This is a genomic window from Agarivorans albus (assembly GCF_019670105.1).
Taxonomy (GTDB): Bacteria; Pseudomonadota; Gammaproteobacteria; order Enterobacterales; family Celerinatantimonadaceae; genus Agarivorans; species Agarivorans albus.
On record NZ_AP023032.1, the window covers coordinates 3679435 to 3705280 of the forward strand.

Annotated in this window: 30 protein-coding genes; 15 read left to right on the forward strand and 15 right to left on the reverse strand. The window is 45.5% G+C overall.

Annotated elements, in window-relative coordinates:
• Window positions 1-99: 99 nt before the first annotated feature.
• The 4 genes from trxC to xerD all read right to left on the reverse strand — a co-directional run bounded on the left by trxC (window position 100) and on the right by xerD (window position 4201).
• A complete protein-coding gene (gene trxC / locus K5620_RS16700) occupies window positions 100-531 on the reverse strand; it encodes a thioredoxin TrxC (RefSeq protein ID WP_016401358.1) in 432 nt (143 codons plus the stop codon).
• Between the two features lie 19 nt (window positions 532-550).
• Entirely contained in the window at window positions 551-2272 is a 1722-nt protein-coding gene (gene recJ / locus K5620_RS16705; RefSeq protein ID WP_016401359.1) for a single-stranded-DNA-specific exonuclease RecJ, read from the reverse strand.
• Window positions 2273-2352: 80 nt separating this feature from the next.
• Window positions 2353-3168, reverse strand: coding sequence for a thioredoxin fold domain-containing protein (locus K5620_RS16710; RefSeq protein WP_016401360.1), 816 nt, complete (start codon window positions 3166-3168; stop codon window positions 2353-2355).
• Between the two features lie 112 nt (window positions 3169-3280).
• Window positions 3281-4201, reverse strand: coding sequence for a site-specific tyrosine recombinase XerD (xerD, locus tag K5620_RS16715; protein WP_016401361.1), 921 nt, complete (start codon window positions 4199-4201; stop codon window positions 3281-3283).
• Window positions 4202-4301: 100 nt separating this feature from the next.
• Between xerD and fldB the strand changes: the two genes are divergently transcribed.
• Window positions 4302-4826, forward strand: coding sequence for a flavodoxin FldB (gene fldB, locus K5620_RS16720; RefSeq protein WP_016401362.1), 525 nt, complete (start codon window positions 4302-4304; stop codon window positions 4824-4826).
• A gap of 71 nt (window positions 4827-4897) precedes the next feature.
• On the opposite strand, the gene K5620_RS16725 is transcribed toward fldB, so the two are convergent.
• The 3 genes from K5620_RS16725 to K5620_RS16735 form a co-directional block, all read right to left on the reverse strand.
• Window positions 4898-6259 carry a methyl-accepting chemotaxis protein gene (locus tag K5620_RS16725; protein ID WP_016401363.1) on the reverse strand — a complete coding sequence of 454 codons (1362 nt, stop codon included), beginning with the start codon at window positions 6257-6259 and terminating at the stop codon, window positions 4898-4900.
• A gap of 186 nt (window positions 6260-6445) precedes the next feature.
• Window positions 6446-7753: a branched-chain amino acid transport system II carrier protein gene (gene brnQ, locus K5620_RS16730; protein WP_215426377.1), complete on the reverse strand. Its 1308-nt coding sequence runs from the start codon at window positions 7751-7753 to the stop codon at window positions 6446-6448.
• Between the two features lie 131 nt (window positions 7754-7884).
• On the reverse strand, window positions 7885-8607 hold the full coding sequence (locus K5620_RS16735) for a tRNA1(Val) (adenine(37)-N6)-methyltransferase (protein ID WP_215426378.1): 723 nt from the start codon (window positions 8605-8607) through the stop codon (window positions 7885-7887).
• Between the two features lie 97 nt (window positions 8608-8704).
• Between K5620_RS16735 and srmB the strand changes: the two genes are divergently transcribed.
• The gene (srmB, locus tag K5620_RS16740; protein ID WP_016401366.1) at window positions 8705-9961 is read left to right on the forward strand and encodes an ATP-dependent RNA helicase SrmB; all 1257 of its coding nucleotides are present in this window, start codon (window positions 8705-8707) and stop codon (window positions 9959-9961) included.
• Between the two features lie 62 nt (window positions 9962-10023).
• Here the strand turns inward: srmB and K5620_RS21840 are convergent, their stop codons facing one another.
• The 5 genes from K5620_RS21840 to K5620_RS16765 all read right to left on the reverse strand — a co-directional run bounded on the left by K5620_RS21840 (window position 10024) and on the right by K5620_RS16765 (window position 14557).
• The gene (locus K5620_RS21840; protein ID WP_016401367.1) at window positions 10024-10767 is read right to left on the reverse strand and encodes an OmpA family protein; all 744 of its coding nucleotides are present in this window, start codon (window positions 10765-10767) and stop codon (window positions 10024-10026) included.
• A gap of 208 nt (window positions 10768-10975) precedes the next feature.
• On the reverse strand, window positions 10976-11443 hold the full coding sequence (locus tag K5620_RS16750) for a hypothetical protein (protein ID WP_016401368.1): 468 nt from the start codon (window positions 11441-11443) through the stop codon (window positions 10976-10978).
• 161 nt (window positions 11444-11604) lie between these two features.
• Entirely contained in the window at window positions 11605-12378 is a 774-nt protein-coding gene (gene yaaA / locus K5620_RS16755) for a peroxide stress protein YaaA (RefSeq protein ID WP_016401369.1), read from the reverse strand.
• Between the two features lie 17 nt (window positions 12379-12395).
• Window positions 12396-13514 (reverse strand): PilT/PilU family type 4a pilus ATPase, encoded by a 1119-nt coding sequence (locus K5620_RS16760; RefSeq protein WP_016401370.1) that lies wholly within the window; start codon window positions 13512-13514, stop codon window positions 12396-12398.
• A gap of 8 nt (window positions 13515-13522) precedes the next feature.
• Complete coding sequence (locus K5620_RS16765; RefSeq protein ID WP_016401371.1) at window positions 13523-14557, reverse strand: type IV pilus twitching motility protein PilT; 1035 nt, start codon at window positions 14555-14557, stop codon at window positions 13523-13525.
• Between the two features lie 25 nt (window positions 14558-14582).
• On the opposite strand from K5620_RS16765, the gene K5620_RS16770 reads away from it, so the two are divergent.
• The 7 genes from K5620_RS16770 to hemW all read left to right on the forward strand — a co-directional run bounded on the left by K5620_RS16770 (window position 14583) and on the right by hemW (window position 19747).
• Window positions 14583-15281 (forward strand): YggS family pyridoxal phosphate-dependent enzyme, encoded by a 699-nt coding sequence (locus K5620_RS16770; protein ID WP_016401372.1) that lies wholly within the window; start codon window positions 14583-14585, stop codon window positions 15279-15281.
• A 187-nt stretch (window positions 15282-15468) separates the two neighbouring features.
• A complete protein-coding gene (gene proC / locus K5620_RS16775; protein WP_016401373.1) occupies window positions 15469-16290 on the forward strand; it encodes a pyrroline-5-carboxylate reductase in 822 nt (273 codons plus the stop codon).
• 17 nt (window positions 16291-16307) lie between these two features.
• Window positions 16308-16853: a YggT family protein gene (locus tag K5620_RS16780; protein ID WP_016401374.1), complete on the forward strand. Its 546-nt coding sequence runs from the start codon at window positions 16308-16310 to the stop codon at window positions 16851-16853.
• Window positions 16854-17144 carry a DUF167 family protein YggU gene (gene yggU, locus K5620_RS16785; protein WP_016401375.1) on the forward strand — a complete coding sequence of 97 codons (291 nt, stop codon included), beginning with the start codon at window positions 16854-16856 and terminating at the stop codon, window positions 17142-17144.
• 58 nt (window positions 17145-17202) lie between these two features.
• Complete coding sequence (locus K5620_RS16790) at window positions 17203-17637, forward strand: DUF4426 domain-containing protein (RefSeq protein ID WP_016401376.1); 435 nt, start codon at window positions 17203-17205, stop codon at window positions 17635-17637.
• A gap of 362 nt (window positions 17638-17999) precedes the next feature.
• The gene (gene rdgB, locus K5620_RS16795; RefSeq protein ID WP_016401377.1) at window positions 18000-18599 is read left to right on the forward strand and encodes an RdgB/HAM1 family non-canonical purine NTP pyrophosphatase; all 600 of its coding nucleotides are present in this window, start codon (window positions 18000-18002) and stop codon (window positions 18597-18599) included.
• Entirely contained in the window at window positions 18593-19747 is a 1155-nt protein-coding gene (gene hemW, locus K5620_RS16800; protein ID WP_016401378.1) for a radical SAM family heme chaperone HemW, read from the forward strand. Before rdgB ends, hemW begins: the two co-directional genes overlap by 7 nt.
• Before the next feature lie 8 nt (window positions 19748-19755).
• Here hemW and trmB read toward each other — a convergent pair whose 3' ends face one another.
• Both trmB and K5620_RS16810 read right to left on the reverse strand, forming a co-directional pair.
• Window positions 19756-20490, reverse strand: coding sequence for a tRNA (guanosine(46)-N7)-methyltransferase TrmB (trmB, locus tag K5620_RS16805; RefSeq protein ID WP_016401379.1), 735 nt, complete (start codon window positions 20488-20490; stop codon window positions 19756-19758).
• A 144-nt stretch (window positions 20491-20634) separates the two neighbouring features.
• Complete coding sequence (locus K5620_RS16810) at window positions 20635-20943, reverse strand: DUF1272 domain-containing protein (RefSeq protein WP_016401380.1); 309 nt, start codon at window positions 20941-20943, stop codon at window positions 20635-20637.
• A gap of 79 nt (window positions 20944-21022) precedes the next feature.
• Between K5620_RS16810 and K5620_RS16815 the strand changes: the two genes are divergently transcribed.
• From K5620_RS16815 to K5620_RS16840, 6 genes are all read left to right on the forward strand, one after another.
• On the forward strand, window positions 21023-21556 hold the full coding sequence (locus tag K5620_RS16815) for a type II secretion system protein (RefSeq protein ID WP_016401381.1): 534 nt from the start codon (window positions 21023-21025) through the stop codon (window positions 21554-21556).
• Between the two features lie 48 nt (window positions 21557-21604).
• Window positions 21605-22096 (forward strand): cupin domain-containing protein, encoded by a 492-nt coding sequence (locus K5620_RS16820; RefSeq protein WP_016401382.1) that lies wholly within the window; start codon window positions 21605-21607, stop codon window positions 22094-22096.
• An 11-nt stretch (window positions 22097-22107) separates the two neighbouring features.
• Entirely contained in the window at window positions 22108-23037 is a 930-nt protein-coding gene (locus K5620_RS16825; protein ID WP_016401383.1) for a Gfo/Idh/MocA family oxidoreductase, read from the forward strand.
• Between the two features lie 82 nt (window positions 23038-23119).
• Window positions 23120-23587 carry an Lrp/AsnC family transcriptional regulator gene (locus tag K5620_RS16830; RefSeq protein WP_016401384.1) on the forward strand — a complete coding sequence of 156 codons (468 nt, stop codon included), beginning with the start codon at window positions 23120-23122 and terminating at the stop codon, window positions 23585-23587.
• Window positions 23588-23596: 9 nt separating this feature from the next.
• Window positions 23597-24655 (forward strand): A/G-specific adenine glycosylase, encoded by a 1059-nt coding sequence (gene mutY / locus K5620_RS16835; protein WP_016401385.1) that lies wholly within the window; start codon window positions 23597-23599, stop codon window positions 24653-24655.
• A gap of 46 nt (window positions 24656-24701) precedes the next feature.
• Window positions 24702-24974, forward strand: coding sequence for an oxidative damage protection protein (locus tag K5620_RS16840; RefSeq protein WP_016401386.1), 273 nt, complete (start codon window positions 24702-24704; stop codon window positions 24972-24974).
• Window positions 24975-25166: 192 nt separating this feature from the next.
• Here the strand turns inward: K5620_RS16840 and K5620_RS16845 are convergent, their stop codons facing one another.
• On the reverse strand, window positions 25167-25790 hold the full coding sequence (locus tag K5620_RS16845) for a DUF4115 domain-containing protein (protein ID WP_016401387.1): 624 nt from the start codon (window positions 25788-25790) through the stop codon (window positions 25167-25169).
• Window positions 25791-25846: the final 56 nt, after the last annotated feature.

Sequence of the window (25846 nt, forward strand, 5' to 3'; positions counted from 1 at the left end):
AGTAAGCAACACAATATTAGGCTGTAGAAAATGCGAAGGATAGAGCAAAAACTTTAGCGCTAAGAATAAGCCCTAAAGTTTTAAAGATATTGGATTTAGCTAAATATGCTGTTCAAGCCACTGCTGCATTGCTTGAGCCGGTAAAGCCCCCGCTTGTTGGCTTAATAATTTGCCATTTTTGAATACCATTAAAGTAGGAATAGAACGAATTTGATAACGCTGCGCTAGCGCTTGTTGCTCCTCGGTATTCACTTTTAAAAATTGTGCACGATGGGCAAACTGCTGGGCAGCTTGCTGGTAGGCCGGTGCCATGCTTTTACAAGGGCCACACCACGATGCCCAAAAATCGACAACCACCGGTAACTGGCCACCAAGGTGCTTACTAAAGCTTGTTTCGGTAACATCAATCGGCTCACCACTAAATAAGGCTTGCTTACATTTGCCACATTTGGCTTGCTCAGCAACTCGCGCCACAGGTAAGCGATTGCCTGCTTGGCAACTAGGGCATACCACAATCAGTGATTCAGACATCTATCTACTCCTATAAGGTTTATAAGGGGGCTAAATGTTCAACCATAAGTTGTACGCTCCGCCGCCCTCTAAATTCATTTACGTCCAGCTTATAAACCAGTTGCACATGCTTGAGGCTGGCATTTGGCCAAATGCTACGATCCACATTAAAAGCAATGGCATCCACTTCTTGGCTCATGCCCGGTAGCTTCACACTCATCTTTAAATGCTTTTCGCCCACAACTCGCTGCGCACAGAGCTCAAACTCACCGTCAAACAAAGGCTCGGGAAAACCTTGGCCCCAAGGTCCCGATTCACGCAGCATTTCGGCAAACTCCAACACCAATTGCTCTGGTGATAGTTCCCCGTCACTAAGTAAGGTGTGAGTGAGGCACTCTTCATCAATAAAATCTTTGGCGGTGTTTTCTAAACAAGCTTGAAATTCGCTAAATCGCGATTGCGATAAAGACAAACCCGCAGCCATTGCATGGCCACCAAATTTAGCAATTAAACCTGGGTTTTGGGTATCTATACGTTCCAGTAAATCACGAAGATGCACTCCAGCCACCGAGCGCCCCGAGCCTTTTACCTCGCCATTATCGCCATCAGCAAAAGCAAACACTGGGCGATAATATTTTTCTTTAATGCGTGAAGCCACTAGCCCTACTACGCCTTGATGCCAATCGGCCTGATACAAACACAGTGCTTTGGGCAGGCTTTGAGTATCTAAACTCAACTTGCTCACGCTTTGCTGGGCCTCTTGCTGCATACTGGCTTCAATATCTTTGCGCTCACTATTCAAGCTATCCATTTCACTGGCCAATTGGCGGGCGTGGTGAATGTCGTCACTAAGCAAACAGTGAATGCCTAAGCTCATATCGTCTAAGCGGCCAACCGCGTTAAGGCGCGGACCAATTGCAAAACCTAAGTCACTGGCCACCATACTGGCTTTATTGCGGCCAGACACTTCAATAAGCGCTTGAATGCCGGGCCTACAGGCACCTGCTCGAATACGCTGCAGCCCTTGGTGAACTAAAATTCGGTTATTACTGTCTAGCGGCACTACATCCGCCACAGTACCTAGCGCTACCAAATCCAATAAACTGGCAATATTGGGCTCTACCAAGCCTTGCTGGGCAAATAAATCTTGTTCACGCATTTTGCTTCGCAGCGCCATAAGCAAGTAAAACGCTACACCTACGCCAGCCAAATTTTTGCTAGGAAACGCGCAGGCCGACAGATTTGGATTAACAATAGCCGCCGCTTTGGGTAATTGCTCACCAGGCAGGTGGTGATCGGTGATAAGTACCGGAATACCAAGAGACTGCGCCTTATCAACGCCATTGATACTGGAAATGCCATTATCCACGGTAATAATAAGCTCAGCACCTTTGGCTGCGGCTAGCTCTACAATCTCTGGGCTTAAGCCATAGCCGTACTCAAAACGGTTAGGCACTAAAAAATCTACAGACCGAAAGCCAAACTGCGGCAAACCAGCCATTAATAGTGCAGTGCTGGTTGCACCATCGGCATCAAAGTCACCAACAATCAGGATCTTCTTTCGTTGCTGCAGATTGCTTATAAGTAAGTTGACCGCATCATCCATGCCTTGCAAACCTTGAAATGGCAAAAGAGCTTGAGCGCGCCGTTCAACATCGGCCGCGGTTTTTACTCCGCGTCGCACATAAACTTGTTTTATTAGCTCTGGCCATTCGGCTGGTAGCGCTTGGGTATCGAGATTTTCGCGGCGGCGTAATAACACGTATTGGTTTCTCTAGGATGGTGAAATAAAAAAGGCTCCCCTTTTTAACAAAAGTAGGAGCCTATTTACAGCAGTGAAAGCTAGCTACGCTCTAAAAACTCTAACAAGGCAGCCGGTGGGCGATATCCCGGCAACATAGTGCCATCTTCTAGCACCATAGCTGGCGTACCACGTACACCGAACGCTTCACCTAACTGGTACTGTTTAAGCACCGTGTTGTCACAGCTGGCTTTGGCCACAGAGCTGCCGTTTTTAGCTGCACTCATGGCACCGGCTTTATCATCAGCACACCATACGCTTTGCATTTCACCATAAACGGGAGAATCTACTCCACCGCGTGGGAAGGCCAAGTAACGCACAGTAATGCCTAAATCGGTATAACCCGCTAAGGTCTCAACTTTTTGAGTCTGCTGGTTTTTTTCTTTGTAAGTGTACATTTCATTATGCAACTTGCGACAGTAACCACAGCTGGTATCGGTAAACACTGTCACAACGTATTTTTCATCTTTTGCTTTGAATACAATCATGTCGTTTTCAAAACTAGCTAACTGCTTAATTCGAACCTTAGCCATGCTTGCATCCGTTAGGTTCACTCGATTAACTAAATCAAACAAGCTGCCTTGAATTAAATAACGACCGTCTTGGCTCACATAAAACATGCCCTGGCTGGTGGCCACTTCATAAATACCAGCTAATGGCGTTTCGGCTACCGCATCTACTTTTACACCCAAACGCGCTTCAATCACCTGTTTGGTTTTTGTAGTATCCAATTTGTTGGTCATGTCTGCTTGAGCCACCTTAGTTTCAGGCTGCTCACTGGCATCGTCACTCCAGGCAGTGTTTAAGCTTAGGCCGAATAAACTCATCGACAACAATAAGGCCTTGGATAATTTCATTAAATTTTCTCCGAATTAGGGGTATACAAGCAGACCGTGAAAAGCTTGCAAAACTTACCGCCTATAGGCAGTAAATGCAAAAAATTTAGTTATAAACTGCTTAGTAGGTCGCCTAAGCGCGCGGGTGATGTTGCTGGTAAACACTGCGTAAACGCTCGTTTGCTACGTGGGTATAGATTTGAGTTGTAGACAAATCACTATGCCCCAATAACATTTGCACCACCCTTAAATCAGCGCCGTGGTTAAGCAAGTGAGTGGCAAAAGCATGACGTAAGGTATGCGGTGATAAGTGGTTGTTAATCCCTGCTAAGCTGGCATAGCGCTTAATTCGATGCCAAAAAGTTTGCCGGGTCATTTGGCTACCACGTGAGCTTGGAAATAATACATCGCTCTCTTGTTTTAGTAACAATGGTCTCGCTTGCTTTAAGTAGCGTTCTAATACATCTACCGCTTGCTCCCCCAAAGGAACTAAGCGCTCTTTTCCACCTTTACCCACAACCCTTACCAAACCTTGGCGCAAGCTCACTTGCTCTATTTGCAGGCTAACTAACTCGGTCACTCGCAACCCAGTGGCATATAAAACTTCTAGCATGGCCAAGTCACGATGTTGAATGGGATCATCCAGCTGCGGCTCATTTAGCAAGGCATCTACCTCGGCTTCGCTTAGGGTACCCGGTAGTTTTTTCTCTAATTTAGGTTGTGCTAACAGCGCGCAGGGATCATCTTCTCGGCTTTTTTCTTGAATTAAAAAGCGGTAAAAACGCTTCAGGGTGGAAAGTTGTCTAGCTGCGCTTGCTGGCTTTTGCCCTTGCTCATAGCGATAAGCGATAAAGCCCTGCAAGTCTAAGGCTTCAGCTTGTTCTAGCGGGACTTCTTTCTGCAACAAAAAACTCGCCAGCTGGTTTAAATCATTGCGATAAGAATTAAGGGTGTTCTCTGCAAGGCTGTGCTCAAACCACAACTGTTCAATAAAGCGATTGATATGTGGATTATCAATCTCGCTGGCTTTAGGTTTGCTTTGCTTGCTTGGCATATTTCTCACTAATTAATCGGGCTAACACTTGGTTTATTGGTGTTAGTTAGCGCTTTTGATAAACTGCCCGCGCACACTGCAACGCTTAAGGAAGTTTTACATGCGCATTGGCCTGTTCTTTGGCTCGTCTACCTGTTACACCGAAATGGCAGCGGAGAAAATTCTCGCTGAATTTGCCGACCATGATATCGACATGTTCAATATTAAAGATTGCGACATAAGCCAAATGCACGACTATTCGCTGCTTATTCTTGGCATTTCTACTTGGGATTATGGCGAATTACAGGAAGATTGGGAAGCCGTATGGGATAACCTTGAAGGGCTTGATTTTAAGAACAAAACCATCGCACTGTTTGGCCTAGGTGACCAAGTGGGTTATAGCGAATGGTTTTTGGATGCTATGGGATTATTGTTTGAGCAACTGGCGCCCTCTGGCGCTAACTTTATAGGCTTTTGGCCAAACCAAGGCTATGAGTTTGAAGCCTCTAAAGCACTCACCGAAGACGGCGAATTCTTTTATGGCTTAGCGCTAGACGATGAACATCAATACGAATTAAGCGACCAGCGTATTCAACAATGGTGTGGCCAGTTAAAGCAGGAATTGGCAGAGTTAAAAGATACTTAAAGCCCTGCAAATTTTGCTAAACGAGCTAATGTGATTAAAGCCATCACACTAGCTGCAACAACAATATTGGCCTACACCGTTAACTCTTTAGTTAACAACTCCAAAACTTCTACTCGCTCCAGCAGCGATTTAATGGCTTGATCGGAGCCTTGCACTAACTCGGTGACTAACACGGTTTGGTCGCGCAGCTGGTGTGTATCATCCGAGATACCCGTAGCAACGACCCCTTGCTGTTCCGAGGCCGTGGCAATTTCTGAAATTTTTGCCGAAACCGTATCGGTACGCTGATGAATATCCGCGATGGTTTGATGCACACCACCCATCATTTCTTTACTGGTTTCACCACGCTGCACGCTTTCTTTAACCGTTGAGCTTAAACCAAGGCTGGTAGATTGTAGTTCTTCAATCATCGATTGAATCTCTACAGTGGCTTGCTGAGCTCGCCCAGCTAGGCTGCGCACCTCGTCTGCCACAACCGCAAAACCGCGACCTTGTTCACCAGCTCGAGCCGCTTCAATGGCGGCATTTAATGCCAAAAGATTAGTTTGTACAGAAATGGAGTTAATGGTGGTCACCACCGCACCGATATCTTGAGTACGCTTTTCCAATTGAGTGACCGCTTGCTCGGCACGCTGTACGTCCCCCATCAAGTGGTCAATCGCCTCTACTGTTAACTCCACCTTTTGCTGGCCTTCACTGGTGGCTTGATTAGCTTGGCCTGTTTGCTCGGCAGTGTCGCTAGCATTAGCAGCCACGTTACGAATGGTTACCACCATTTGCTCAATGGCACTAGCTAAGGAATCAACCCGATCCTGCTGTTGCACACTTAGGCTGTTACATTGCTCGCTGGTTTGGTTGAGTTGATGGCAAAGATCTTTAACCATCGCGTTACTGGCATTGGTTTCGCTCACCAGCTGGTGTTCTCGTTCCGCCACTTTATCGATAATAATGGCGATAGAGCTGAACTCATCTCGCACCGGAAAGTAGTTAAGTCGATTGGTTAAATCGCCCTTAGCTAGCAAGTCCAATGCATTGTGAATTTGATACATTGCCCCACCAATAAAGGTCATTACGTAGTAAAACAGTAAACCGGCAACAAACAATATCGCTGCAACGCTGGCGTATTGCAGCCCCGAAAACAGCGTAAATATTGACGTTTGCTGATGCTGAGAGCTTACTCGGTTGCCACGTAATTCATAACCAGCTTTTGACAATACAGTACGCAATTGCTCGGGCTCAGCTTGAATAATTTGGTTTACTAGCTGGGCTTGTTGCTGATCAAGCTGTTGCAAATGGTGCTCTACATTACTAGACACAATCAATAAGATCGCGAGCAATGCCAACATAGGAAAAGCGAACATAAGTAGAAACTTTTCCTGCAAGGTAAGGTGAATATTAAAGCGATCAATCCACCTAAATGGGACTTCTTTCATGACAAACTCCATTTTGCATTGCAACAATCGAACAATTAGCGGGCTATGGTATTGCGCGTGGCGGGGGAATACGAGGGATTGCGCGTCAAGATCTCAAGGAGAAAATCAAAAAAAACAGGTATTAACCTGTTATGTTGTTTTTACTAAAGAAAAGCAGCGCCAACTTGTTGTTGGCGCTAATTAAACTTATGCGGTTTCGGCTACTGTTTGCTTACTTGAGCGAGCAAACACACTAACCAATACTGCGGCTAGAGTAGGCAACAGCCAAGCAAAACCTTGTGAGAAGCCCGGTAATACATTAAAGGCTTCCATGTTCACACCAGTTGCTTTGATTGCATCGAGCACGCCAAAAATAGCCGCTACACCAATAATTAATCGAGCCGCCATTTGAGGTCGATTAAACCAATCCACTAACAGGTTAAATGCAATCAATGCCACTGCTACCGGGTAAATACCAATAAGAATTGGAATAGAAACCACCAACAGCTGGTTCAAACCAATGTTAGCCACTAATGCACAGCAGGCGGCTGTAACAATAGCGGTAAGTTTATAAGAGAACTTGCTGTTATCACTCACGTAAGTTGAGAACGACGAGATACCACCAATAGCCGTTGTAAAACAGGCTAAACTTACAATGGTAGATAACAATAGTTGGCCTTTAGCGCCAAACAATACTGCTACGTAGGCAACAATAATTTCGCCACCATTTTGCGCCTCTGGCGCTACGCCAGTTGCGGTAGCACCTAAGTAAAACAGCACTACATAAAATAGGGTTAGGCCAATTGCTGCTATAATGCTGGCCTTAACCAAGTAGCCAAATTGCTCGCCTTTACCGCTTACACCCTTACCGTTAAGCGCATCTATCATCAACACACCAAACATCAATGCTGCAAGTGCGTCCATAGTGTTATAGCCGTCGATAAAGCCTTGACCAAAAGGCATGTCAGCAAAGCCTTTTTGTGCTTCAGCAATCTCTGCAAAAGGATTACTAAATACACTTACACCGATAACCGCAATACAAATTACCAACAAAGGAGTGATTATTTTGCCAACAGTATCGATTAAACCGCCACGGCGCAGAATAAAAAACAAAGCCGCCACAAAATAGAACAACGAGTAAGCAATTAAAGTGAGTTGGCTAGCGCTTTCAACCAGCGGTACCAAGCCAAGCTCGTAAGCTACCAAACATGTACGGGGAATACCGAACATCGGAACTAATACCAAATAAATGGCAAGCGCAATAAAGTTGGCGACTTTACTGGGCAAATAACGACCTAAGTGAACAATACCCCCGCCGGCTTTAGCAATCGCTAATAAACCCAGTAAAGGCAAACCTACCGCAGTGGCCAGAAAGCCAAGCATCGACATCGCTAAATTGTCGCCAGCTAACATGCCTGCCATAGGTGGAAAAATTAAATTACCTGCGCCTAAAAAAAAGGCAAAAACCATCATCCCTAAGCTGATTGTATTCCATGATCCAAGAGGTTTGGTCACGTGTTATCCCCGTTGTAGATTGCAATTGATTATATTTTTAAGCGGTGAAGTATATAGCATGGCTTTAAAACATAAAACCAGTGAATAAATCTACATAAAGGATAATTGATCCAACTCAACAGTAAACAAATCTACATTTTTAAGTACAATTCTCTACACAACTCAACATATTGTTTAGAGTAAGTTCTATCCTCCTGATAGATAAGGATTTGCTCTTGCTTAGGTGATAACGAAGCGTGTTGAGAGAAGCGCATCAAACGACGAATGGCTGGTTTATTGGGGAGTGATTGCACCTCAGCTTGATGTATTAAACACCAATTGTTGCTTAAGGCATGCTGTTGCCACAAGTCTGCTACATCACACGGTAGCACTAACGCTAATTCAGTGTTTGCATGGCATAACTTTTTCAAGGCAGCAAAAAACTGCTCGGCATTGAGCGAGCCACTGTGCCTAGCCAGCTGGCGCTTTTCATCGAATTGCTGTCCGGCAGGAAAATACGGCGGGTTAGAAACAATAAGATCATAGGCATAAGGTGGTTGGTGAGTTTGCATACTGCTTAAAGTTACATTGATAGTTCCTGCCCATGGAGAGTTCGCCACATTTAATTTAGCTTGCTCACAGGCATCAGCGTCAATATCAATGGCATCAATACTGAGCTTGCCTTCACCACGTTGAGCCATGATTAAGCTAATTAATCCGGTGCCTGTTCCTACATCCAATATACGCTTAGCATTTGCCAGGTTAAGCCACGCCGCTAATAAGATCCCGTCGGTACCCACCTTCATTGCACATTGATCGTGCGCCACATGAAACCGCTTAAAGGTGAATCCAGGACGCTGATTATGATCGATCACTTCTTGCTTGCCTCTGTTTGGCGCTATACTATGCCGCGAATGTAAATGACCCGCGCTTTTGGTTCAAGTCGATGGCGCCTCACAACTTGGTAGATTTATGACCTTCGAAGACCTCGACCTAGACCCGCAGATCCTAGCTGCAGTAAGCGATATGAGCTTACAAAAAGCCACAACTATTCAGCAGCAAACCATTCCGGCCATGCTTGATGGTCGAGATGTACTGGCTTCTGCGCCTACTGGCACAGGCAAAACCCTAGGCTTTTTGCTGCCGGCGATTCAACATTTGTTGGACTACCCTCGCCGTAAAGCCGGGCCCGGTCGAGTATTAATTCTGACGCCTACCCGTGAGCTTGCCATGCAAGTCGCCGAACAGGCTCGTTTAGCAACAGCGCACACCAAACTCACTACCATCGATATCACAGGTGGGGTTAAATACGATGTTCACGCTGAACAGCTTAAAGGCAATATTGATATCGTGATCGCCACTCCTGGCCGCTTAATGGAGTACATCACCTATAAGGTGTTTGATACCCAAGCCATTGAGGTATTGATTCTAGACGAAGCCGACCGAATGTTAGACATGGGCTTTATTAAAGACATGGAAACGATTAGCGACGCTACCAGTGAGCGTAGTCAAACCGCCTTGTTTTCTGCCACTTTAGAAGGCTCAGGATTATTGCGATTTGCCGACAAAGTAATGCAAGATCCGGTGCAAATTGAAGTAGAACCACCTCGTCGTGAGCGCGCTAAGATTCTACAAATTTTGCACTTCTGTGATGATGCTGCCCATAAATACCAATTATTGCGCCACTACCTGCTTAACGAAGAGATTGAGCGTTGTGTAGTATTTGTAAAAACCCGTGAGCGTTTATATGCCTTAGCAGAACAGCTACAAAGCGATGAGATTAAAGCATCTTATTTGCGTGGCGAAATGGCTCAAGATAAACGCAACCAAGCCATGCAAGCCTTTAGAGAGGGCGAGGTAAACATACTCATCGCCACCGACGTGGCTGCCCGAGGTTTAGATGTACCTGAAATTAGCCATGTATTTAACTATGATATGCCACGTACCCCTGATGTTTATGTTCACCGTATTGGCCGCACCGCCCGTGCAGGACGCAAAGGCATGGCTGTAAACCTGGTTGAAGCACATGATATGGGAGCGTTGGCCAAAGCAGAACGTTATACCGAAGAGCCAATTAAACGCCGAGTAATTGATGGCTTACGTCCAACTCACCGTGTTGCAGCGCCACCGGCTAAGAAGAAAAAACCTAAAACGGCGGAAGCTAAAAAAGCCGCCAAGAAAAAGGCTAAGGGTCGCGCTAAGAAGCTAGCTAAAAAAGCGAAGAAATAGCCAAGTAATTAAAACGAAAGCCACGCAGTGCGTGGCTTTTTTGTGACTGTTATAACGTCGTATTAGTTATAAACTCGCACTTCTACTCGGCGGTTATGCGCGCGACCTTCTTCGGTAGCGTTAGAAGCAATTGGTGCAGCAATGCCTTTGCCTTCTTCAACCGCTGCATCTCTGGTTACACCTGCAGCAAGTAAAGCAACTCCAACATTATGTGCACGGCGTTTGCTAAGCTCATAATTGTATTCATCACTACCAATGTTGTCGGTATGACCCGCTACATCAATTTTTAAGTCATTTGCTATAACGGTTTTAGCGATACAATCAACTTTAGCTTGTTCATCAGCATCGTATTCGTCTTTGTTGAAGCCAAATAAGATATGTTCAAAGCCAACCACTTTGTCATCTTCAACCATGACATATTGTTCGCAAGACTCAGGAATTAGTACTGCAGCTGCTGCAGCAACCACGACCACCTCTTCTACAATCTCTTCCTCAACAACAACCACTTCTTCTACAACAACTTCTTCGACAATTTCGCAACCGCGTTCGTCGACTATTGCGCCTGCTGGTGTATCGGGGCACTCATCAACGCTATTAGCCACACCATCACCGTCTAAATCTGGATTAGAACAAACCAACGCGCCACCGATAACACCGGCAACCATGCCACCACCACCAGCAACAGAGCCAAAGGCACCACCGATAATCGGACACAAAACCCTAATATCTCCTTCAGGAGGAGTTGAACACCCTGATAATGAAGCTGCGCCAACTAGCGCTAATACCACTGCAATCTTATTTTTCATATTATCTCCATATGGCCTAACTCGACTATTCATGTCGATTACCTTGAGTAAAAAATAAGTCACCCATTTACCAATTAAACCTATTCTATGTAGGCTTTTTTGTGATATTGACAAGGCTGGAGCAAAAACTCAAGTGAATAAAAAGTTAAAAGCTTTACAAGTCCTTACTATAAATCGCCTAAAATCATCATATAGTTTTACTTTTCACTTACTCTCTATCTGTAGGTGAGCGAAGACGAATGTCATGTGAAAACTCAAACTGTTGATGTGTAAAAAAGAGTTCATTCACGTCCAATGGCGCTTTAACCGACACCGAAGTATAGGGTTCTTCCACAATGAATCTACGGCGGTCCATCGAGCGAAGGGCTACAAATTCAACTTCTAAGTTAGCACTTTCTCCGGGCTTGAGATCTCGACGAAAGTTCAAACCCATAGAATCCCAAGCTTCATTATCTGGCCCCCAAGGTGCGGCATAGTCAGTCTTAATAATCTGTAAGTACGGGTTTAAAAAAACTATTTTAGCTTGGCGGGTGCTTCGAATGGTTGGGGCGGTATTGAGCAAGGTAAATTTAACCGTGAACAGCTCACTCACATTAACATGTTGCCCATTGGTTTTAGTCACTTCAGCGCTTAGATAAAGATACTGTGAATAGTGTTCTAAGATTGCGTCTAACATATTAGCTTTCCTTACTGATAAGTGAAAAGCTAAGCCTAGTAAAGACGATTTGTTTTAGTGGCTAAAAGCCTTAATCTCCCTCGATTGCGCCGTAAACAATTATGCGCATAAAAAAGCCCCAACTAAGTGGGGCTTTCTCAGGCTGTAAACCGCCTTAGGTCTTACGCTTCGTCACGTAAAAAGACCAAAGTGCTAGCATCCGAGCTAGCTTCATCAAAATAGTAACCTTGATAATCAAACTGGCTCAGTTGTTCTAAGCTGGTGACCTGCTTATCGAACATATAGCGAGCCATTAAGCCACGGGCTTTTTTGGCGTAAAAGCTAATGATCTTATACTGACCGTTCTTTTGATCTTTAAACACTGGGGTAATAACCGTACCATTTAAAAGCTTGGGTTTAACCGCTTTAAAGTACTCATTAGAGGCTAAGTTAACCAGAATATTGTCGCCCTGCTCGGCTAAGGCTTGATTCAGTTTATCGGTGATAATCTCGCCCCAAAACTGATACAGGTTTGCCCCTCTTTCGTTGGCAAGCTTAATTCCCATTTCTAAGCGATAAGCCATCATCAAATCCATGGGACGCAACAAACCATAAAGGCCGGACAAGATCCGCAAATGCTGCTGAGCATAGTCTAATTGCTCAGCGCTTAAGCTGGCTGCATCTAAGCCCGTGTATACATCACCTTTAAAGGCAAACACCGCTGGGCGAGCCAAATCTTCTGGTAAGTCCTTGGTCCATTCAGCAAAACGGGCAGCGTTTAAGCCTGCCAACTTATCACTAATTTTCATTAAGCTAGCGATGTCGGCTGGGCTTAACTGCCTAGCCACATCGATTAGCTCGGCACTATGCTCAAGCAGCTCAGGGCGAGAAGATGAGTAACTCGCTAACTCAGAACTAAAATCCAAGGTTTTAGCTGGTGAAATAACCGCTAACATAATGCTCCTTTCAAGAGTTAAAAATCGACGGTAACACCGTCTAACATTCCGCTGTCTAAATTATTCGATTTTTCGGTGCCATGCAATTTAATCATCAAACGAAGATCGTTAGGTGAATCAGCATGGGCAATAGCTTCGGTATAGCCAATTACGCCACTTTCAAACAACTCAAACAAACTTTGGTCAAAGGTTAACATGCCCTGCTCGCGAGATTTACTCATTAACTCTTTGAGCTTATGCATATCACCTTTACGAATTAGATCCGCGGCTAAAGGTGTATTAAGTAAAATTTCAAATACCCCGCGACGGCCATTACCATCTTTGGTTGGCACTAACTGCTGAGCCACAATCGCACGTAGGTTGAATGATAAGTCAAAACACAGTTGGCGATGACGCTCTTCTGGCACCAAGTGCATAATCCGGTCTAGGGCTTGGTTAGCATTGTTGGCGTGCAAGGTAGCCATACATAAGTGACCCGTTTCAGAGAATTGCAAAGCAAACTCCATGGTCTCACGAGTACGGATCTCACCAATCAAAATCACATCGGGTGCTTGGCGCAATGAGTTTTTCAAGGCTTCATCAAACGATGGCGTGTCAATGCCCACTTCACGCTGATTAACAATACAGCCAGCATGTTTGTGCATAAATTCCACCGGGTCTTCAATGGTAAGAATATGCCCACTTGAATTGTGATTACGATAATCAATCATACTGGCCTGAGTGGTTGACTTACCGGCACCGGTAGCACCAACAAACAGAATCAAACCACGTTTCGACATACCTACTTCTTTGAGAATTTGCGGCAACTGAAGCTGCTCAAAACTTGGAATATCAGTTTCAATACGACGAATTACCATGCTTGGCTGTTCGCGTTGATAAAAAGCACTCACACGGTAACGGCCCAAGCCTTGGCGAGCGATGGCAAAGTTTGCCTCACGACCAGTAACAAAAGCTTCTAGCTGAGCCTCTGTGCGAATGGCAGCTAGCATATCCATGACATGTTCTGGCATTAGTTTTTGCTCATTCAGTGGCATTAAACGGCCACTCACTTTAGCGCTAGGTGGCACCCCAACTGATAGATACAAATCGGATGCTTTACGCTCCGACATGTCGCTTAATAGCTCATCGAGTAACATAAACCCTCCTAGAAGTTATTCGGATCTGCAGCTTTAAGTTTAGCGTCTTCATAAGACACCATGCCTTGGTTTACTAACTCTTTTAAGTTTTGATCCAAGGTCTGCATGCCGTGCGCCATACCGGTTTGAATAACCGAGTACATTTGCGCCACTTTGTCTTCACGAATCAAGTTACGAATAGCTGGAATACCAGTCATGATCTCGTGAGCAGCCACTCGTCCGCCGCCCAGTTTTTTAAGCAGAGTTTGAGCAATTACCGCACGCAGCGATTCCGACAACATGGAACGTACCATGTCTTTTTCTGCTGCTGGGAATACGTCAATCACACGGTCAATGGTTTTAGCTGCTGAGGTGGTGTGCAAGGTGCCAAATACTAAGTGACCGGTTTCGGCTGCGGTGAGTGCTAAACGAATGGTTTCTAAGTCACGTAATTCACCAACCAGAATAATATCCGGGTCTTCACGAAGCGCTGAACGTAGCGCATTGTTAAAGCTGTGGGTATCGCGGTGCACTTCACGTTGGTTAATCAGACAGTTTTTGTTTTTGTGCACAAATTCTATCGGGTCTTCAATAGTAAGGATGTGCTCATGGCGCTGCTCATTAATGTAATCGATCATCGCCGCCAATGTGGTTGATTTACCTGAACCAGTTGGGCCAGTTACTAGCACTAAACCACGTGGGTGTTCAGCGATTTGCCTAAAAATGGCCGGTGCACCTAGTTGCTCTAAACTCAATACTTCTGAAGGAATGGTACGAAATACCGCTGCCGCGCCGCGGCTTTGTTGGAAGGCGTTCACACGAAAACGCGCTACACCAGGTACCTCAAACGAGAAGTCAATCTCGAGGTTTTCTTCATACTCTTTACGTTGCTTATCGTTCATAATGTCGTAGATCAGACTATGAACTTGTTTGTGCTCTAATGCCGGTACGTTAATTTTACGTACTTCGCCGTCTACCCGAATCATCGGTGGCAATTCTGCAGATAGGTGTAGATCCGACGCGTTATGTTTTACACTAAAGGCCAGTAATTCAGTAACATCCATTTAATTGTTTCCTCAATGTGAGTCTATGAGCAGTATTACCCAAGCACTTCAATTTGTTAACCAAGAAATTCAGCAAGCGTTAGCTAAAGCACATCGCCCCGCAGATGCTGTTGATTTGTTAGCCGTTAGTAAAACCAAACCCTTGAGTGATATTGCCAGCGCCTATCAGGCGGGCCAGCGCAGCTTTGGTGAAAACTATGTGCAAGAAGGCGTAGATAAAATCATCGAAAGCCAACAGCAAAGCTGGTTAAAAGAGCCCATAGAATGGCACTTTATTGGCCCCTTGCAGTCCAACAAAACTCGCCTTGTGGCGGAGCACTTTGATTGGATGCAAACCCTAGAGCGGGCCAAAATTGCCGATCGCTTAGCAGCGCAGCGTCCTAGCAATATGGCGCCCTTGCAAGTGTGTATTCAAGTCAATATTAGCCAAGAACCGGCTAAATCTGGAGTGTTACTGGAAGATGTCTTTGCATTGGCTGCACACATTGCGAAACAGCCAGCCTTAACCTTGCGCGGTTTAATGGCCATTCCGCAAAAGCTTGAGCAAGGCCAAGAACTGGCAACTCAATTTGCTGCCATGCAACAAAAATTTAGCGAATTACAGCAACAATATTCTAGTGTTGATACTCTTTCCATGGGGATGAGTGGCGACATGCAAATGGCAATCAATAACGGCAGTACCATGGTTAGGGTGGGCAGCGCGATATTTGGCCAACGAAACTAATACCAATCACACTAAGTAAGTGATCAGAAATAGCGCAGGAAAAATACTCGAGAATAAGACAGGATTTTTCGATAAGTAGTTATTCTACAATCAAAAATGCTAACGCAATTATCGAGTATTTTAACCAGCTAGAATGAACAGTGACTTAGTACGATTGGTATAAGAACAATAATAAGGAAAATTGAACATGACAGCTCGAATTGCGTTTATTGGCGGTGGTAACATGGCCAGCAGTTTGATTGGCGGCTTACTCGCTAATGGCGCAAACCCAAGCAACATTACCGCTAGTGATCCTAATACTGAGCAGCAGCAAAATCTTAAGCAGCAATTTTCAGTAAATGTAACTGGTGATAACAATCAAGCCATTGCCCAAAGCGATGTGATTGTATTGGCGGTAAAACCGCAACTTATGGCAGTGGTTTGCCAAGCCATTGCCGATGCAGGCAATGACTTAAGCAGAAAACTGTTTGTCTCTATTGCTGCAGGTGTCAGCGTTAAACGCTTGAAAGGTTTACTGGGCGAGCAGGTTGCCATTGTGCGCACCATGCCTAATACTCCTGCATTGGTTGGCCGCGGTATGACGGGTTTATTTGCTCCAGCAGATGTAAGCGAAGAGCAAATTGCTAGCGCTGAGCAGCTAATGCAAGCAGTAGGTGAAACCTGCTGGGTGGCAAACGAAGATGATATCAACCATATCATTGCAGCAGCAGGCAGTGCCCCCGCTTACTTTTTCCTATTCATGGAAGCTATGCAGCAGCAGGCAGAGCAACTAGGCTTTAGCCCTGAACAAGCGCGAAGCTTGGTTCAACAATCAGCTTTAGGCAGTGCCGAACTGGTTGCCGCTAATCCAGACCTTGATTTAGCGACACTTCGGGCCAATGTTACTTCTAAGGGAGGAACGACTGCCGAGGCGATTCGTGTTTTTGAAGAGCAAGGCTTACGTAAAGTAGTCGCCAATGCCATGGACGCCGCCGTTGAACGCGGACGCGAAATGGAAAGTTTGTTTTAAATTATTCTGAGGACCTTATGCAAGCGCTTAGTTACTTGATTGAAGTTGTATTCAACCTCTACTTGATGGTGGTTTTACTGCGTGTGTGGCTACAAATGGCGCGCGCCGATTTTTACAACCCGCTTAGCCAATTTGTGGTTAAAGCAACCAACCCCATTGTCGTTCCGCTACGCCGGGTTATCCCAGGATTCGCTGGAGTAGATTGGGCAGCAGTGTTCTTGGCATTAGTCATATCCTTTGCCAAATGGGCTATTTTAATGCAGCTACGTGGCGGTTTTGATTTAACTGCGGTAGCGATTCTCGCCTTGTTTAGCACCCTAAAAGAAGCAGGAATGTTGTTGTTCTGGGTGTTGTTACTGCGCGCTATCCTAAGCTGGGTAAGCCAAGGTCGCAGCCCAATAGAGTATGTATTAGGCCAATTAACTGAACCGCTACTTTCACCGATCCGCCGAATTCTTCCTTCCATGGGAGGATTGGATTTATCTGTATTGGTGCTATTTATTGCGCTTAACTTTCTTAATTTGTTAATCGCTGGTTGGGTGCCATTCTGGAGCTCTTTGTAATTGCCTAAGCCCGTTAGCTTTGATGACGTAAACCTGCTGTTGCAGGTTTACGTGCAACCCAAAGCCAGCCGTGATGCAATTATTGGCTTGCACGGTGAAGAGCTTAAAATCGCTATTACTGCTCCACCGGTTGATGGAAAAGCCAATCAGCACTTGAGCAAGTTTTTAGCGAAACAATGTAAAGTGGCCAAGTCCCAAATCTCTATCCTTCGCGGAGAACTAGGTCGCCACAAAACCATTAGCATTGCTCAGCCAAAACAAATCCCTGAGATAATCGCTGGTTTGCTGTAACTTTTATCGCGCAGAATCTTTCTATACTTAAACCATGCATGTAAAAAAGGTCGCCCTCATGAGTAAGTTTTTCTTGGTCAACTTGATCGCCAGCATAATGCTATTTTCTCTACCCAGTCAGGCGGAACAAAAAGCTCAACTGGGTAACTATGAAGTGCACTATGTGGCTTTTAACTCCACCTTTATTCCAGCGGAAGTCGCCAAAATTTACGGTTTGCAGCGTAGCCGATATAACGGCCTGATTAACATTACCGTGCTCGACAGCAAATCGGCTAACAAGACTCCAGTTGCAGTAAACATATCAGGAACAGCGCGTAACTTAATTGGTAATCAAAAAAACCTAGAGTTTAAAGAAATTCGCGAAGGCGAGTCGATTTACTACATTGCCGAATTACGTCACAGCAACGAAGAGACCTTTCGTTTCAAGCTCACTATTGATGATGGCAAAAGCCAACAGCTGCTAGAGTTTCAACAGAAGTTCTACGTAGATTAGGGGCTGTTAATCTTTGCTGATGGTTTTTACAGCAATTTATTAGCCATTTAAGCAAGGCAGTGAGTGTGAAGTTAAGTGGGCTTAATAATCGTTCGCTAACGCAGAATAAATGGCTAAGAAATGCTGCCCGAAGGGTTCAGATAAACGAACTTTACTCTTTGTTGAACACTTCTCGCTTAGCCCACTAGGCTTCTAAGTGCTCGCCGCGATTAAAGCCCGCTTATCTCGAATAAAATTTCAACACCAAAGATCAACAACCCCTAAACAATCTAAAATACCCAGCCTTAGCTGTTAGATAAGGCTGTTTCAGCACAGCCCCTTCGATTAAACTACACCAGCCTCTTGTTACTCTAGGACTCAGTATGCAAAAAGTTGTACTTGCCACCGGCAACCCCGGCAAAGTGGCCGAGCTTTCGGAATTACTTAAACCACTAAACAAGCAAATTATTGCCCAAAGTGAATTTGCCATAGAAGACGCCGCCGAGACCGGCACCACCTTTGTGGAAAATGCCATTATTAAAGCCCGACACGCGGCTAAGATTACTGGGCTCGCTGCCATTGCTGACGATTCAGGTTTAGCCGTAGACTACTTAAATGGAGCCCCCGGTTTATACTCGTCTCGCTACGCTGGCGAAGATGCAAATGACCATGACAACGTGCTTAAACTGTTAGACGCAATGAAGCAGGTGCCGCCAGCCCAGCGCGGCGCAGAGTTTCACTGCGTATTGGTTTACTTGCGCCATGCCGATGACCCAGCGCCGCTAATTTGCCACGGTAAATGGCGCGGTAGCATAACCGAAGAAATTCATGGTGCTGGCGGCTTTGGCTATGACCCGGTATTTTGGGTTGAACAACATCAAGCAACGTCTGCTCAAATCAGCAAGGCAGAAAAAAACGCCCTTAGCCATCGCGGTATTGCGTTACGCCAGTTGTTGGCGCAAATGGAAGCGCAAGCATGCTAAGGCTTAGCCCAGCACTTAGCCTTTACGTTCACGTGCCTTGGTGCGTGCAAAAATGCCCCTATTGCGATTTTAACTCCCATGGCCTCAAACAAGACTTACCTGAAGCCGACTACATACAAGCCCTGCTGGCCGACTTAGATGCAGACTTAGCCCGCTTTCCGGCCTTACATGGCCGAGCCTTGCACAGTATTTTCATTGGCGGAGGCACCCCTAGCCTGCTGTCTGCCCAAGCTATCAGCGATTTATTGCAAGGCATCAAACAGCGCTTGGTTTTAAGCCCTGAGACCGAAGTTACCATGGAAGCCAACCCCGGTACCGCCGAGGCAGAGCGCTTCGCGGGTTATTTTCAAGCAGGGGTAAACCGCTTATCCATTGGCGTACAAAGCTTTCAAGCTGAGCACCTCACCAAGCTTGGCCGGATTCACAGCGGTGACGAGGCCATCAAAGCCTTTGAGTTTGCCCAGCAAGCCGGTTTTAAACGCATTAACCTTGATTTAATGCACGGCTTGCCAAATCAAAGCCTCGAGCAAGCTATGAGCGACTTGCAGCAAGCGTTTGCCCTTGGCCCAAGCCATTTATCTTGGTATCAACTAACGATTGAAGCCAATACCGCCTTTGCTTCTCGCCCTCCCAAACTGCCCAACGAGGATCTGTTATGGGATATTTATGAGCAAGGCCACCAGCTACTGCAACAAGCAGGCTTCGAGCAATACGAAGTCTCGGCCTACTGTAAAAATGGCGACCGCTCACAACACAATCTTAATTATTGGCGTTTTGGCGACTACCTAGGCATTGGCTGTGGCGCACACGGCAAAATAAGCGACCTAACTCAACAAGCCATCATACGAACAGAAAAAGTTAAACACCCTAAGGGTTATTTAGCTCCAGAGCGCGAATTTATGTTTAAGCACTGGGCAGTGGAGCAAGATGATTTAGCCTTTGAGTATTTCTTAAACCGCTTACGTTTGTTTGAAGATATTCCCAAGGCTGAGTTTATTAACTTAAGTGGTTTGCCGCTTAGCAAGCTTGACTCATCGCTTAAAGAGGCAAGGCAACAAGAGCTATTAGATGAACATGATCAGCATTGGGCGGTAACAAAAAAAGGCCGTTTATTTCTAAACGACCTTCTCAATTGCTTTACCGATTAAGCGGGTAATTAAGACTCGCGAGCGAATATCAAATCCCACACACCGTGGCCTAAGCGATGGCCGCGGTTTTCAAATTTAGTTAATGGGCGCCATTCTGGGCGTGGCACATAATCATTAGTGTCAGAGGTATTGCTATAACCCGGTGCAGCTTGCATGACTTCTAACATGTGCTCAGCGTAGTTTTCCCAGTCTGTCGCCATGTGGAATACACCACCAATCTTTAGCTTCTTGCGTAGCACTTCAACAAACTCAAGTTGCACTATACGGCGTTTGTGGTGACGCGCTTTGTGCCATGGGTCTGGGAAAAATAATTGAACAGTATCTAAACTATTGTCTGGAATACTGTCATTCAGTATTTCTACTGCGTCGTGTTCAAATACGCGCAAGTTAGTAATGCCCGCTTCAACAGCATCGGCCATGCAAGCGCCAACTCCGGGGCGATGCACTTCAATACCAATAAAGTTGGTTTCTGGGGCGGCCTTGGCCATCTCTACCAAAGACGCTCCCATACCAAAACCAATTTCTAGTACGGTTTTTGCCTCGCGACCAAACACATCCGCCAGTGAGTAGTTGCTGGCTTGGTGGTCTAAGCCCATTTGCGGCCAAAACTCTGTTAATGCCTTTTCTTGGCGTTTAGTTAAACGGCCTTCGCGCTTAACAAAGCTGCGAATTTTACGAAGACGTTTATCTTCAACTTGCTCTTGAGAAGCCTCAGGTGCTTGGTTTTGGTCTTGCTCGCTCATGATATTTCCAGACTAGATATTGCAGGGACATTCTAAATGTAGAACAGGGCTGGCATTATCCAAAGTTCTCGCCGTTGTGCAAGCTTTGCACGCTAAAGCTTGCAATGTTTTGCAGCAAAAATCAGCTCGAAAGGTAAACAGCCCCTAGCGTTTATTTGGCGCTAGCGTCCCTACTCGCTCAATTAAACTTTTTTGCTGACTGAGGTTTACCGCTTTAATCACCACTCGCTTACCCGCCGGGTAATGGCTCAAGTTATTGCCATTCACCCAATCAGCTTCTGGCCGAATAGGCCTAGAACAAAACCCGCCACCGCAATTTGGGCAAACATTAGCTAAAACGGTTTCCACACATTCTTTACAAAAAGTGCACTCAAAGGAGCAAATCATCGCGTTGGTTGCATTGGCTGCTAAGGGTGTTTCGCAGTGCTCGCAACAAGGTCTAAGTTCTAACATAGCGCCTCCTACTGTTAGGTTTCCTATAATAAACAGGTAATGATGTTAAAGCCCAAGCAAAGAGGGTTGATTATTCACAATGTTGGCTATCTCCAAACAAAACGGTTTTACCCTAATCGAGCTAGTGATGGTTATTGTGATTTTAGCCATATTAGGTGTAGTAGCATTGCCGAAATTCCTCAACTTACGCTTCGATAGTAAAGCTGCCACATTAGAAACTATTGGTGGAGCAATGAGAGAAGGCTTGCATTTGGTCTATAGTGAAGCAGCCTTGCAAAATAAAACCAATGGCAACAGCGAAATAGACTATTTGGGTACTCAGCTTCCTGTTTATCAAGGCTATCCTGCGGTAGATGGCAGCGATAGCTTTCAGCAACTGAATACTCAAGTGCAAGCATGGTTGGATATAGATTCTGTGGCCTTACCTTCGATCATTGCCAATAATGATGCCGCTCCCTTTTTTGTGGACAAATCGACTGCATTGAATCGAATTTACATCTTCTTTTCTGATGATTTAGCCGATAAAAGTGTATTCTTTGATTGCCATGTTTTATATACCAATCAAGAGAATGGCAACGGCCCTAGCGTTACTGTTAAAACATCAGATTGTTGAGCAAAAAACATTAATTAAAGTACTAAGCAAAACATTTAGGATAATTGAATGACCTCCAAACCAAAATCTCGGCAATTTATTGACCAAGAGTTTCATGGCGGTGATGCTCCTCTCTACGAGGGCCAAGGCTATAGTTTTAAACAAGCACAGCATATGGCTACCGTGGTTTATCAACCTGCCCACCTTAATCCTTCAGCTCCCGCGGGCATGCAAGGCAAAGGACGTTTAGATGGCACGTGGATTTACAGTGAAGAGCCAGACAAAGCCGAAGGCATTTTAGCCAGTGGTATAGAGCTGGTGATGGATTCAAGCCTAGAAGCCAATGGCAGTATCGGTTTGCATCAGCATACTCATACCGAAGAGCTTTATTATCTGCTCAGTGGGGAGCTTGTTATTACCGTGGTTGAAGGAGAGGAGCAGCAAACCCAAACCCTTAAAGTTGGCGACTCCCACTGTATTCACCCTGGACAAAGTCACTTTGTGCAAGCTGGCTCTACTGGCGCACGCTTTATTGTGGTTGCCGCCAAAGTTAACAATTAGGACTTCGTAAATTGCTTTTCAACAACACGCCCGCCATTAACAGCGCAGCGATTATTGGCTGCAACTGGGGTTTAGTACACTTAGGCGCTTTGCAGCAAAGCCAAGTAGAGGTTAAAGCCTTACTTGATTTAGACATAAACAAAGCCCAGCACCTTGCAAAGCAACATGGCATTGCTGCAGCTTGCAATAACATCAACCAATTGCCACCAGTAGATTTAGTGGTTATTGCCAGCCCAGCAGCCTCGCATTTAACGCTTATCGAGCATTTTAAGAACACCGCGATCATTTGTGAAAAGCCACTAATGGGCTTAAGTGCAACCCAGGCCTTATCGAGCTGGCCGCAAAGCCTATGGGTGAACTATGCCTTTAATTGCTTAGCAAGCGCCCAGCTTATCAATAGCTTGTTGGAACCCGAACAACCAGTTAAGGCGCATTTAAGCTCACAGGTAAACTTGCCACTTAACTTTACCTTAGAACAGTGGTTTTTAGAGACAGCCAGCCATCCCCTATCTTGGTTACTCCATAAACTCGGCGAACCAAAGCAGCTCTCTTCTACAAAATGCCAGGGGCAGCATGACAATCAACACTTAAGCTTAAATCTCGCATGCAAGCAGCATCAGATTGAGGTGGATTTTAGTTTGGGTGGATCACCAGGCATCTTTCATCAAATACGCTTAACGCAAGGCGACAATAACATTGAGTTGCAAGGCGAATATGTACCTGGTCATGCTTGGCGTTTTGCGCCGGTGTTGTTAAATGGAGTAGCACAAAATCAAGGGGAATATCATCCGCAGGATTGTTGGTTACAAGCTAATCATCGATCAACATCTGCCATCATAGAACACCTACGTGGCCACATAAGTAAACAGGAACTACTCGCTGCTGGCGGATTTAGCCCCAATAAAGCGCTTTGGTTAGAACAAAGCCTAATGGGCGAGTAGCCACACAAAGATAGCGGTTGTTTCTTAGGCTTAAGCGCGGGAAAATAGCAGCAACTTTCATTATTTGAGCAAAGTGTGAAAAATGAAACTCGATAGTAAAGACAAGTTAATACTCGATTTGCTGCAACGAGACGTAAGCATCCCGCTCAACGACATCGCTGAACGGGTGGGTTTATCGGCAACCCCTTGCTGGCGTAGAGTGCAAAAACTAGAGCAAGCAGGCTTTATTCGCCACAAGGTCGCCTTACTCGATAGGGCTAAGCTCAACCTAGGCGTAACCGTGTTTGTAAGTGTGCGCACCTCGCAGCACGACCAACAATGGTTGGATCAATTCAAGCAAGCCATTCAAGATATTCCAGAGATCATTGAAGCTCACCGCATGAGTGGCAGTATCGACTACTTGTTACAGGTTGTTGTGCCTAGTATCGACGACTACGACAAAGTATATAAGCAACTGATCGAACGCTTAGCCTTTACCGATGTAAGCTCTGCCTTTTCTATGGAAGTCATGAAATCGACAACCTCGCTGCCAACCCACTATTTAAACTAAGCACTTTTAATGACCAACAATCTCGCAAACTTTTCCAGCCGAGTGGTTACTTGGTATCACCAAGCTGGGCGTAAACACCTGCCTTGGCAGCAAGACAAAACCCCCTATAAAGTTTGGCTGTCGGAAATCATGCTGCAGCAAACTCAAGTGGCTACGGTTATTCCCTACTTTGAACGTTTTATGCAACGTTTCCCTACGGTGAGTGACTTAGCTAAAGCCGATACCGATGAAGTGCTGCACCTTTGGACCGGCCTCGGTTATTACGCACGAGCGCGTAATTTACACAAAGCCGCTAAAGAGATTGCCGAGCAACATAATGGGCGATTCCCCGAAGATATCGACCAAGTTATTGCTCTACCAGGCATTGGGCGTTCAACCGCTGGCGCGGTATTGTCTTTATCCTTAGGGCAACGCCATGCCATTTTAGATGGCAACGTTAAACGAGTACTCGCTCGTCACCAAGCGATAGCAGGTTGGCCAGGTAAAAAGCCAGTGGAAAACCAACTATGGGAACTGGCCGAAGCCAATACGCCAGAGCAACAAACTACCGAATACAATCAAGCAATGATGGATTTAGGCGCCATGGTCTGCACTCGCAGCAAACCTAGTTGCGAGGTTTGTCCTGTAGCCGAAGACTGCCAAGCGCTTAAGTATCAGCGTCAAGGCGACTTCCCCGGTAAAAAGCCCAAAAAAGTATTGCCAGAAAAACCCACTCAAATGCTGATTTTGCATTGGCAGCAGCAGTTTTTACTTTATCAACGCCCCATGCAAGGGCTTTGGGGAGGCCTATATTGCTTCCCTGAAATTAATATTGAAGACAGCATTAGTGATTGGCTAAATCAGCATCAAATGAGCGCCGATGCCATTTATGAGCTCTCGCCGCTAAGGCACACCTTTAGCCACTACCATTTAGACATTCAACCTTCGCTCATCGAGCTTAGCGAAGCGCCTAACTTACAAGTCATGGCAGACAATCAACAACTTTGGTATAACATGCAACAAGCACCCAAAGTTGGCTTAGCTGCCGTTACAGAAAAGCTGTTAAAAATAGCGCAACAAGCACTTTAATTTAGCCTTTGCCTCCCTTTGGCAAAGCAAGGAAAAAGGACCTATTATGGCTAGAACCGTATTTTGCCAACGTTTAAAAAAAGAAGCCGAAGGCTTAGATTTTCAACTGATTCCTGGTGATGTGGGCAAGCGCGTTTTTGACAACATCAGCAAAGAAGCCTGGACCGAGTGGCAGAAAAAACAAACCATGTTCATCAATGAGAAAAAGCTTAACTTGATGAATCAAGATGACCGCGAGCTACTGCAAGCAGAAATGGTTAAGTATCTGTTTGAAGACGGTGAAGTGGATATTGAAGGTTACACACCACCAAGCCAATAAACTCCGAGGCTAAACCCAAAAAAACAGAGCACCAGCTCTGTTTTTTTATTTCTAGTAATTAGGGTCTGTTGATCTTTGGTGTTGAAATGTTGTTCGAGATAAGCGGGTTTTAATCGCGGCGAGCACTTAGAAGCCTAGTGGGCTAAGAAATTGCTGCAAAAACCATCAGCAAAGATCAACAGACCCTACAGTTTAACGATTAGGCGGCACTTGAAAATAGGCATTTTCAGTGTCTTGGTAAGCGCTTAAATCCACTTCTTTACCTTGGTAGCTCAGCGATATTTGCGCCGGCTCACTAACAGTGACAGCAAATGGAGCTTGCCCCTGCCATTGCTGGTAAGTGCCAGCTTCTAAGGTTTGATTAACTAAAGTACGCTGCTGGCTATCCACAATCCGCAACTTAAGCTCACCATTCACCCTCACGCTAATAGTCGCTGGGCGGTAGTAATGGCGCGGATAGTCATGTGGATACCAATAGTCCCAAGGATCATCTAACCAATATATCGGTGGTGGTAGCACAATGATAGGTGGCAATATTTCTTCAGGTGGGATCACCTCTTCTGGCGGCGGAGCAATCGGTAGTTCCACCTCTGGCTGGTCAACTTCGGGTAATACTTCAGCGATTGGAGGCTCAGGCTCTAACTCAGGCAATTGTTCTGGCTCTGGAAAGTCGGGCTCAGGCTCAGGGAAATCTGGCTCTGGAAAGTCCATCTCCATGTCCATGTCCATGTCAAACTCATCTTCGGCAATGGCCGCCGTTGGCATTTGGCCAGCTATAACAAGCAAGATCATAGCGAGGTAGAGCTGTTTCAACATAATCGACTCAAACTTTGGTGAACTCTTTATTAGCCTAGCCATTCAAGTCAGTTAAA

Excerpts from the sequence above, each read along its gene's own strand:
- yaaA (WP_016401369.1), bottom strand. The coding sequence starts at position 12,378 with ATGTTAGCGGTTATTTCACCAGCTAAAACCTTGGATTTTAGTTCTGAG.
- xerD (WP_016401361.1), bottom strand. The coding sequence starts at position 4,201 with ATGCCAAGCAAGCAAAGCAAACCTAAAGCCAGCGAGATTGATAATCCA.
- K5620_RS16765 (WP_016401371.1), bottom strand. The coding sequence starts at position 14,557 with ATGGATGTTACTGAATTACTGGCCTTTAGTGTAAAACATAACGCGTCG.
- K5620_RS16845 (WP_016401387.1), bottom strand. The coding sequence starts at position 25,790 with ATGTTGAAACAGCTCTACCTCGCTATGATCTTGCTTGTTATAGCTGGC.
- srmB (WP_016401366.1), top strand. The coding sequence starts at position 8,705 with ATGACCTTCGAAGACCTCGACCTAGACCCGCAGATCCTAGCTGCAGTA.
- hemW (WP_016401378.1), top strand. The coding sequence starts at position 18,593 with ATGCTAAGGCTTAGCCCAGCACTTAGCCTTTACGTTCACGTGCCTTGG.
- K5620_RS16710 (WP_016401360.1), bottom strand. The coding sequence starts at position 3,168 with ATGAAATTATCCAAGGCCTTATTGTTGTCGATGAGTTTATTCGGCCTA.
- trxC (WP_016401358.1), bottom strand. The coding sequence starts at position 531 with ATGTCTGAATCACTGATTGTGGTATGCCCTAGTTGCCAAGCAGGCAAT.
- K5620_RS16770 (WP_016401372.1), top strand. The coding sequence starts at position 14,583 with ATGAGCAGTATTACCCAAGCACTTCAATTTGTTAACCAAGAAATTCAG.
- rdgB (WP_016401377.1), top strand. The coding sequence starts at position 18,000 with ATGCAAAAAGTTGTACTTGCCACCGGCAACCCCGGCAAAGTGGCCGAG.
- K5620_RS16830 (WP_016401384.1), top strand. The coding sequence starts at position 23,120 with ATGAAACTCGATAGTAAAGACAAGTTAATACTCGATTTGCTGCAACGA.
- K5620_RS16820 (WP_016401382.1), top strand. The coding sequence starts at position 21,605 with ATGACCTCCAAACCAAAATCTCGGCAATTTATTGACCAAGAGTTTCAT.
- K5620_RS21840 (WP_016401367.1), bottom strand. The coding sequence starts at position 10,767 with ATGAAAAATAAGATTGCAGTGGTATTAGCGCTAGTTGGCGCAGCTTCA.
- K5620_RS16810 (WP_016401380.1), bottom strand. The coding sequence starts at position 20,943 with ATGTTAGAACTTAGACCTTGTTGCGAGCACTGCGAAACACCCTTAGCA.
- K5620_RS16815 (WP_016401381.1), top strand. The coding sequence starts at position 21,023 with ATGTTGGCTATCTCCAAACAAAACGGTTTTACCCTAATCGAGCTAGTG.
- K5620_RS16790 (WP_016401376.1), top strand. The coding sequence starts at position 17,203 with ATGAGTAAGTTTTTCTTGGTCAACTTGATCGCCAGCATAATGCTATTT.
- fldB (WP_016401362.1), top strand. The coding sequence starts at position 4,302 with ATGCGCATTGGCCTGTTCTTTGGCTCGTCTACCTGTTACACCGAAATG.
- K5620_RS16750 (WP_016401368.1), bottom strand. The coding sequence starts at position 11,443 with ATGTTAGACGCAATCTTAGAACACTATTCACAGTATCTTTATCTAAGC.
- K5620_RS16760 (WP_016401370.1), bottom strand. The coding sequence starts at position 13,514 with ATGTTACTCGATGAGCTATTAAGCGACATGTCGGAGCGTAAAGCATCC.
- K5620_RS16725 (WP_016401363.1), bottom strand. The coding sequence starts at position 6,259 with ATGAAAGAAGTCCCATTTAGGTGGATTGATCGCTTTAATATTCACCTT.
- K5620_RS16780 (WP_016401374.1), top strand. The coding sequence starts at position 16,308 with ATGCAAGCGCTTAGTTACTTGATTGAAGTTGTATTCAACCTCTACTTG.
- mutY (WP_016401385.1), top strand. The coding sequence starts at position 23,597 with ATGACCAACAATCTCGCAAACTTTTCCAGCCGAGTGGTTACTTGGTAT.
- trmB (WP_016401379.1), bottom strand. The coding sequence starts at position 20,490 with ATGAGCGAGCAAGACCAAAACCAAGCACCTGAGGCTTCTCAAGAGCAA.
- K5620_RS16840 (WP_016401386.1), top strand. The coding sequence starts at position 24,702 with ATGGCTAGAACCGTATTTTGCCAACGTTTAAAAAAAGAAGCCGAAGGC.
- proC (WP_016401373.1), top strand. The coding sequence starts at position 15,469 with ATGACAGCTCGAATTGCGTTTATTGGCGGTGGTAACATGGCCAGCAGT.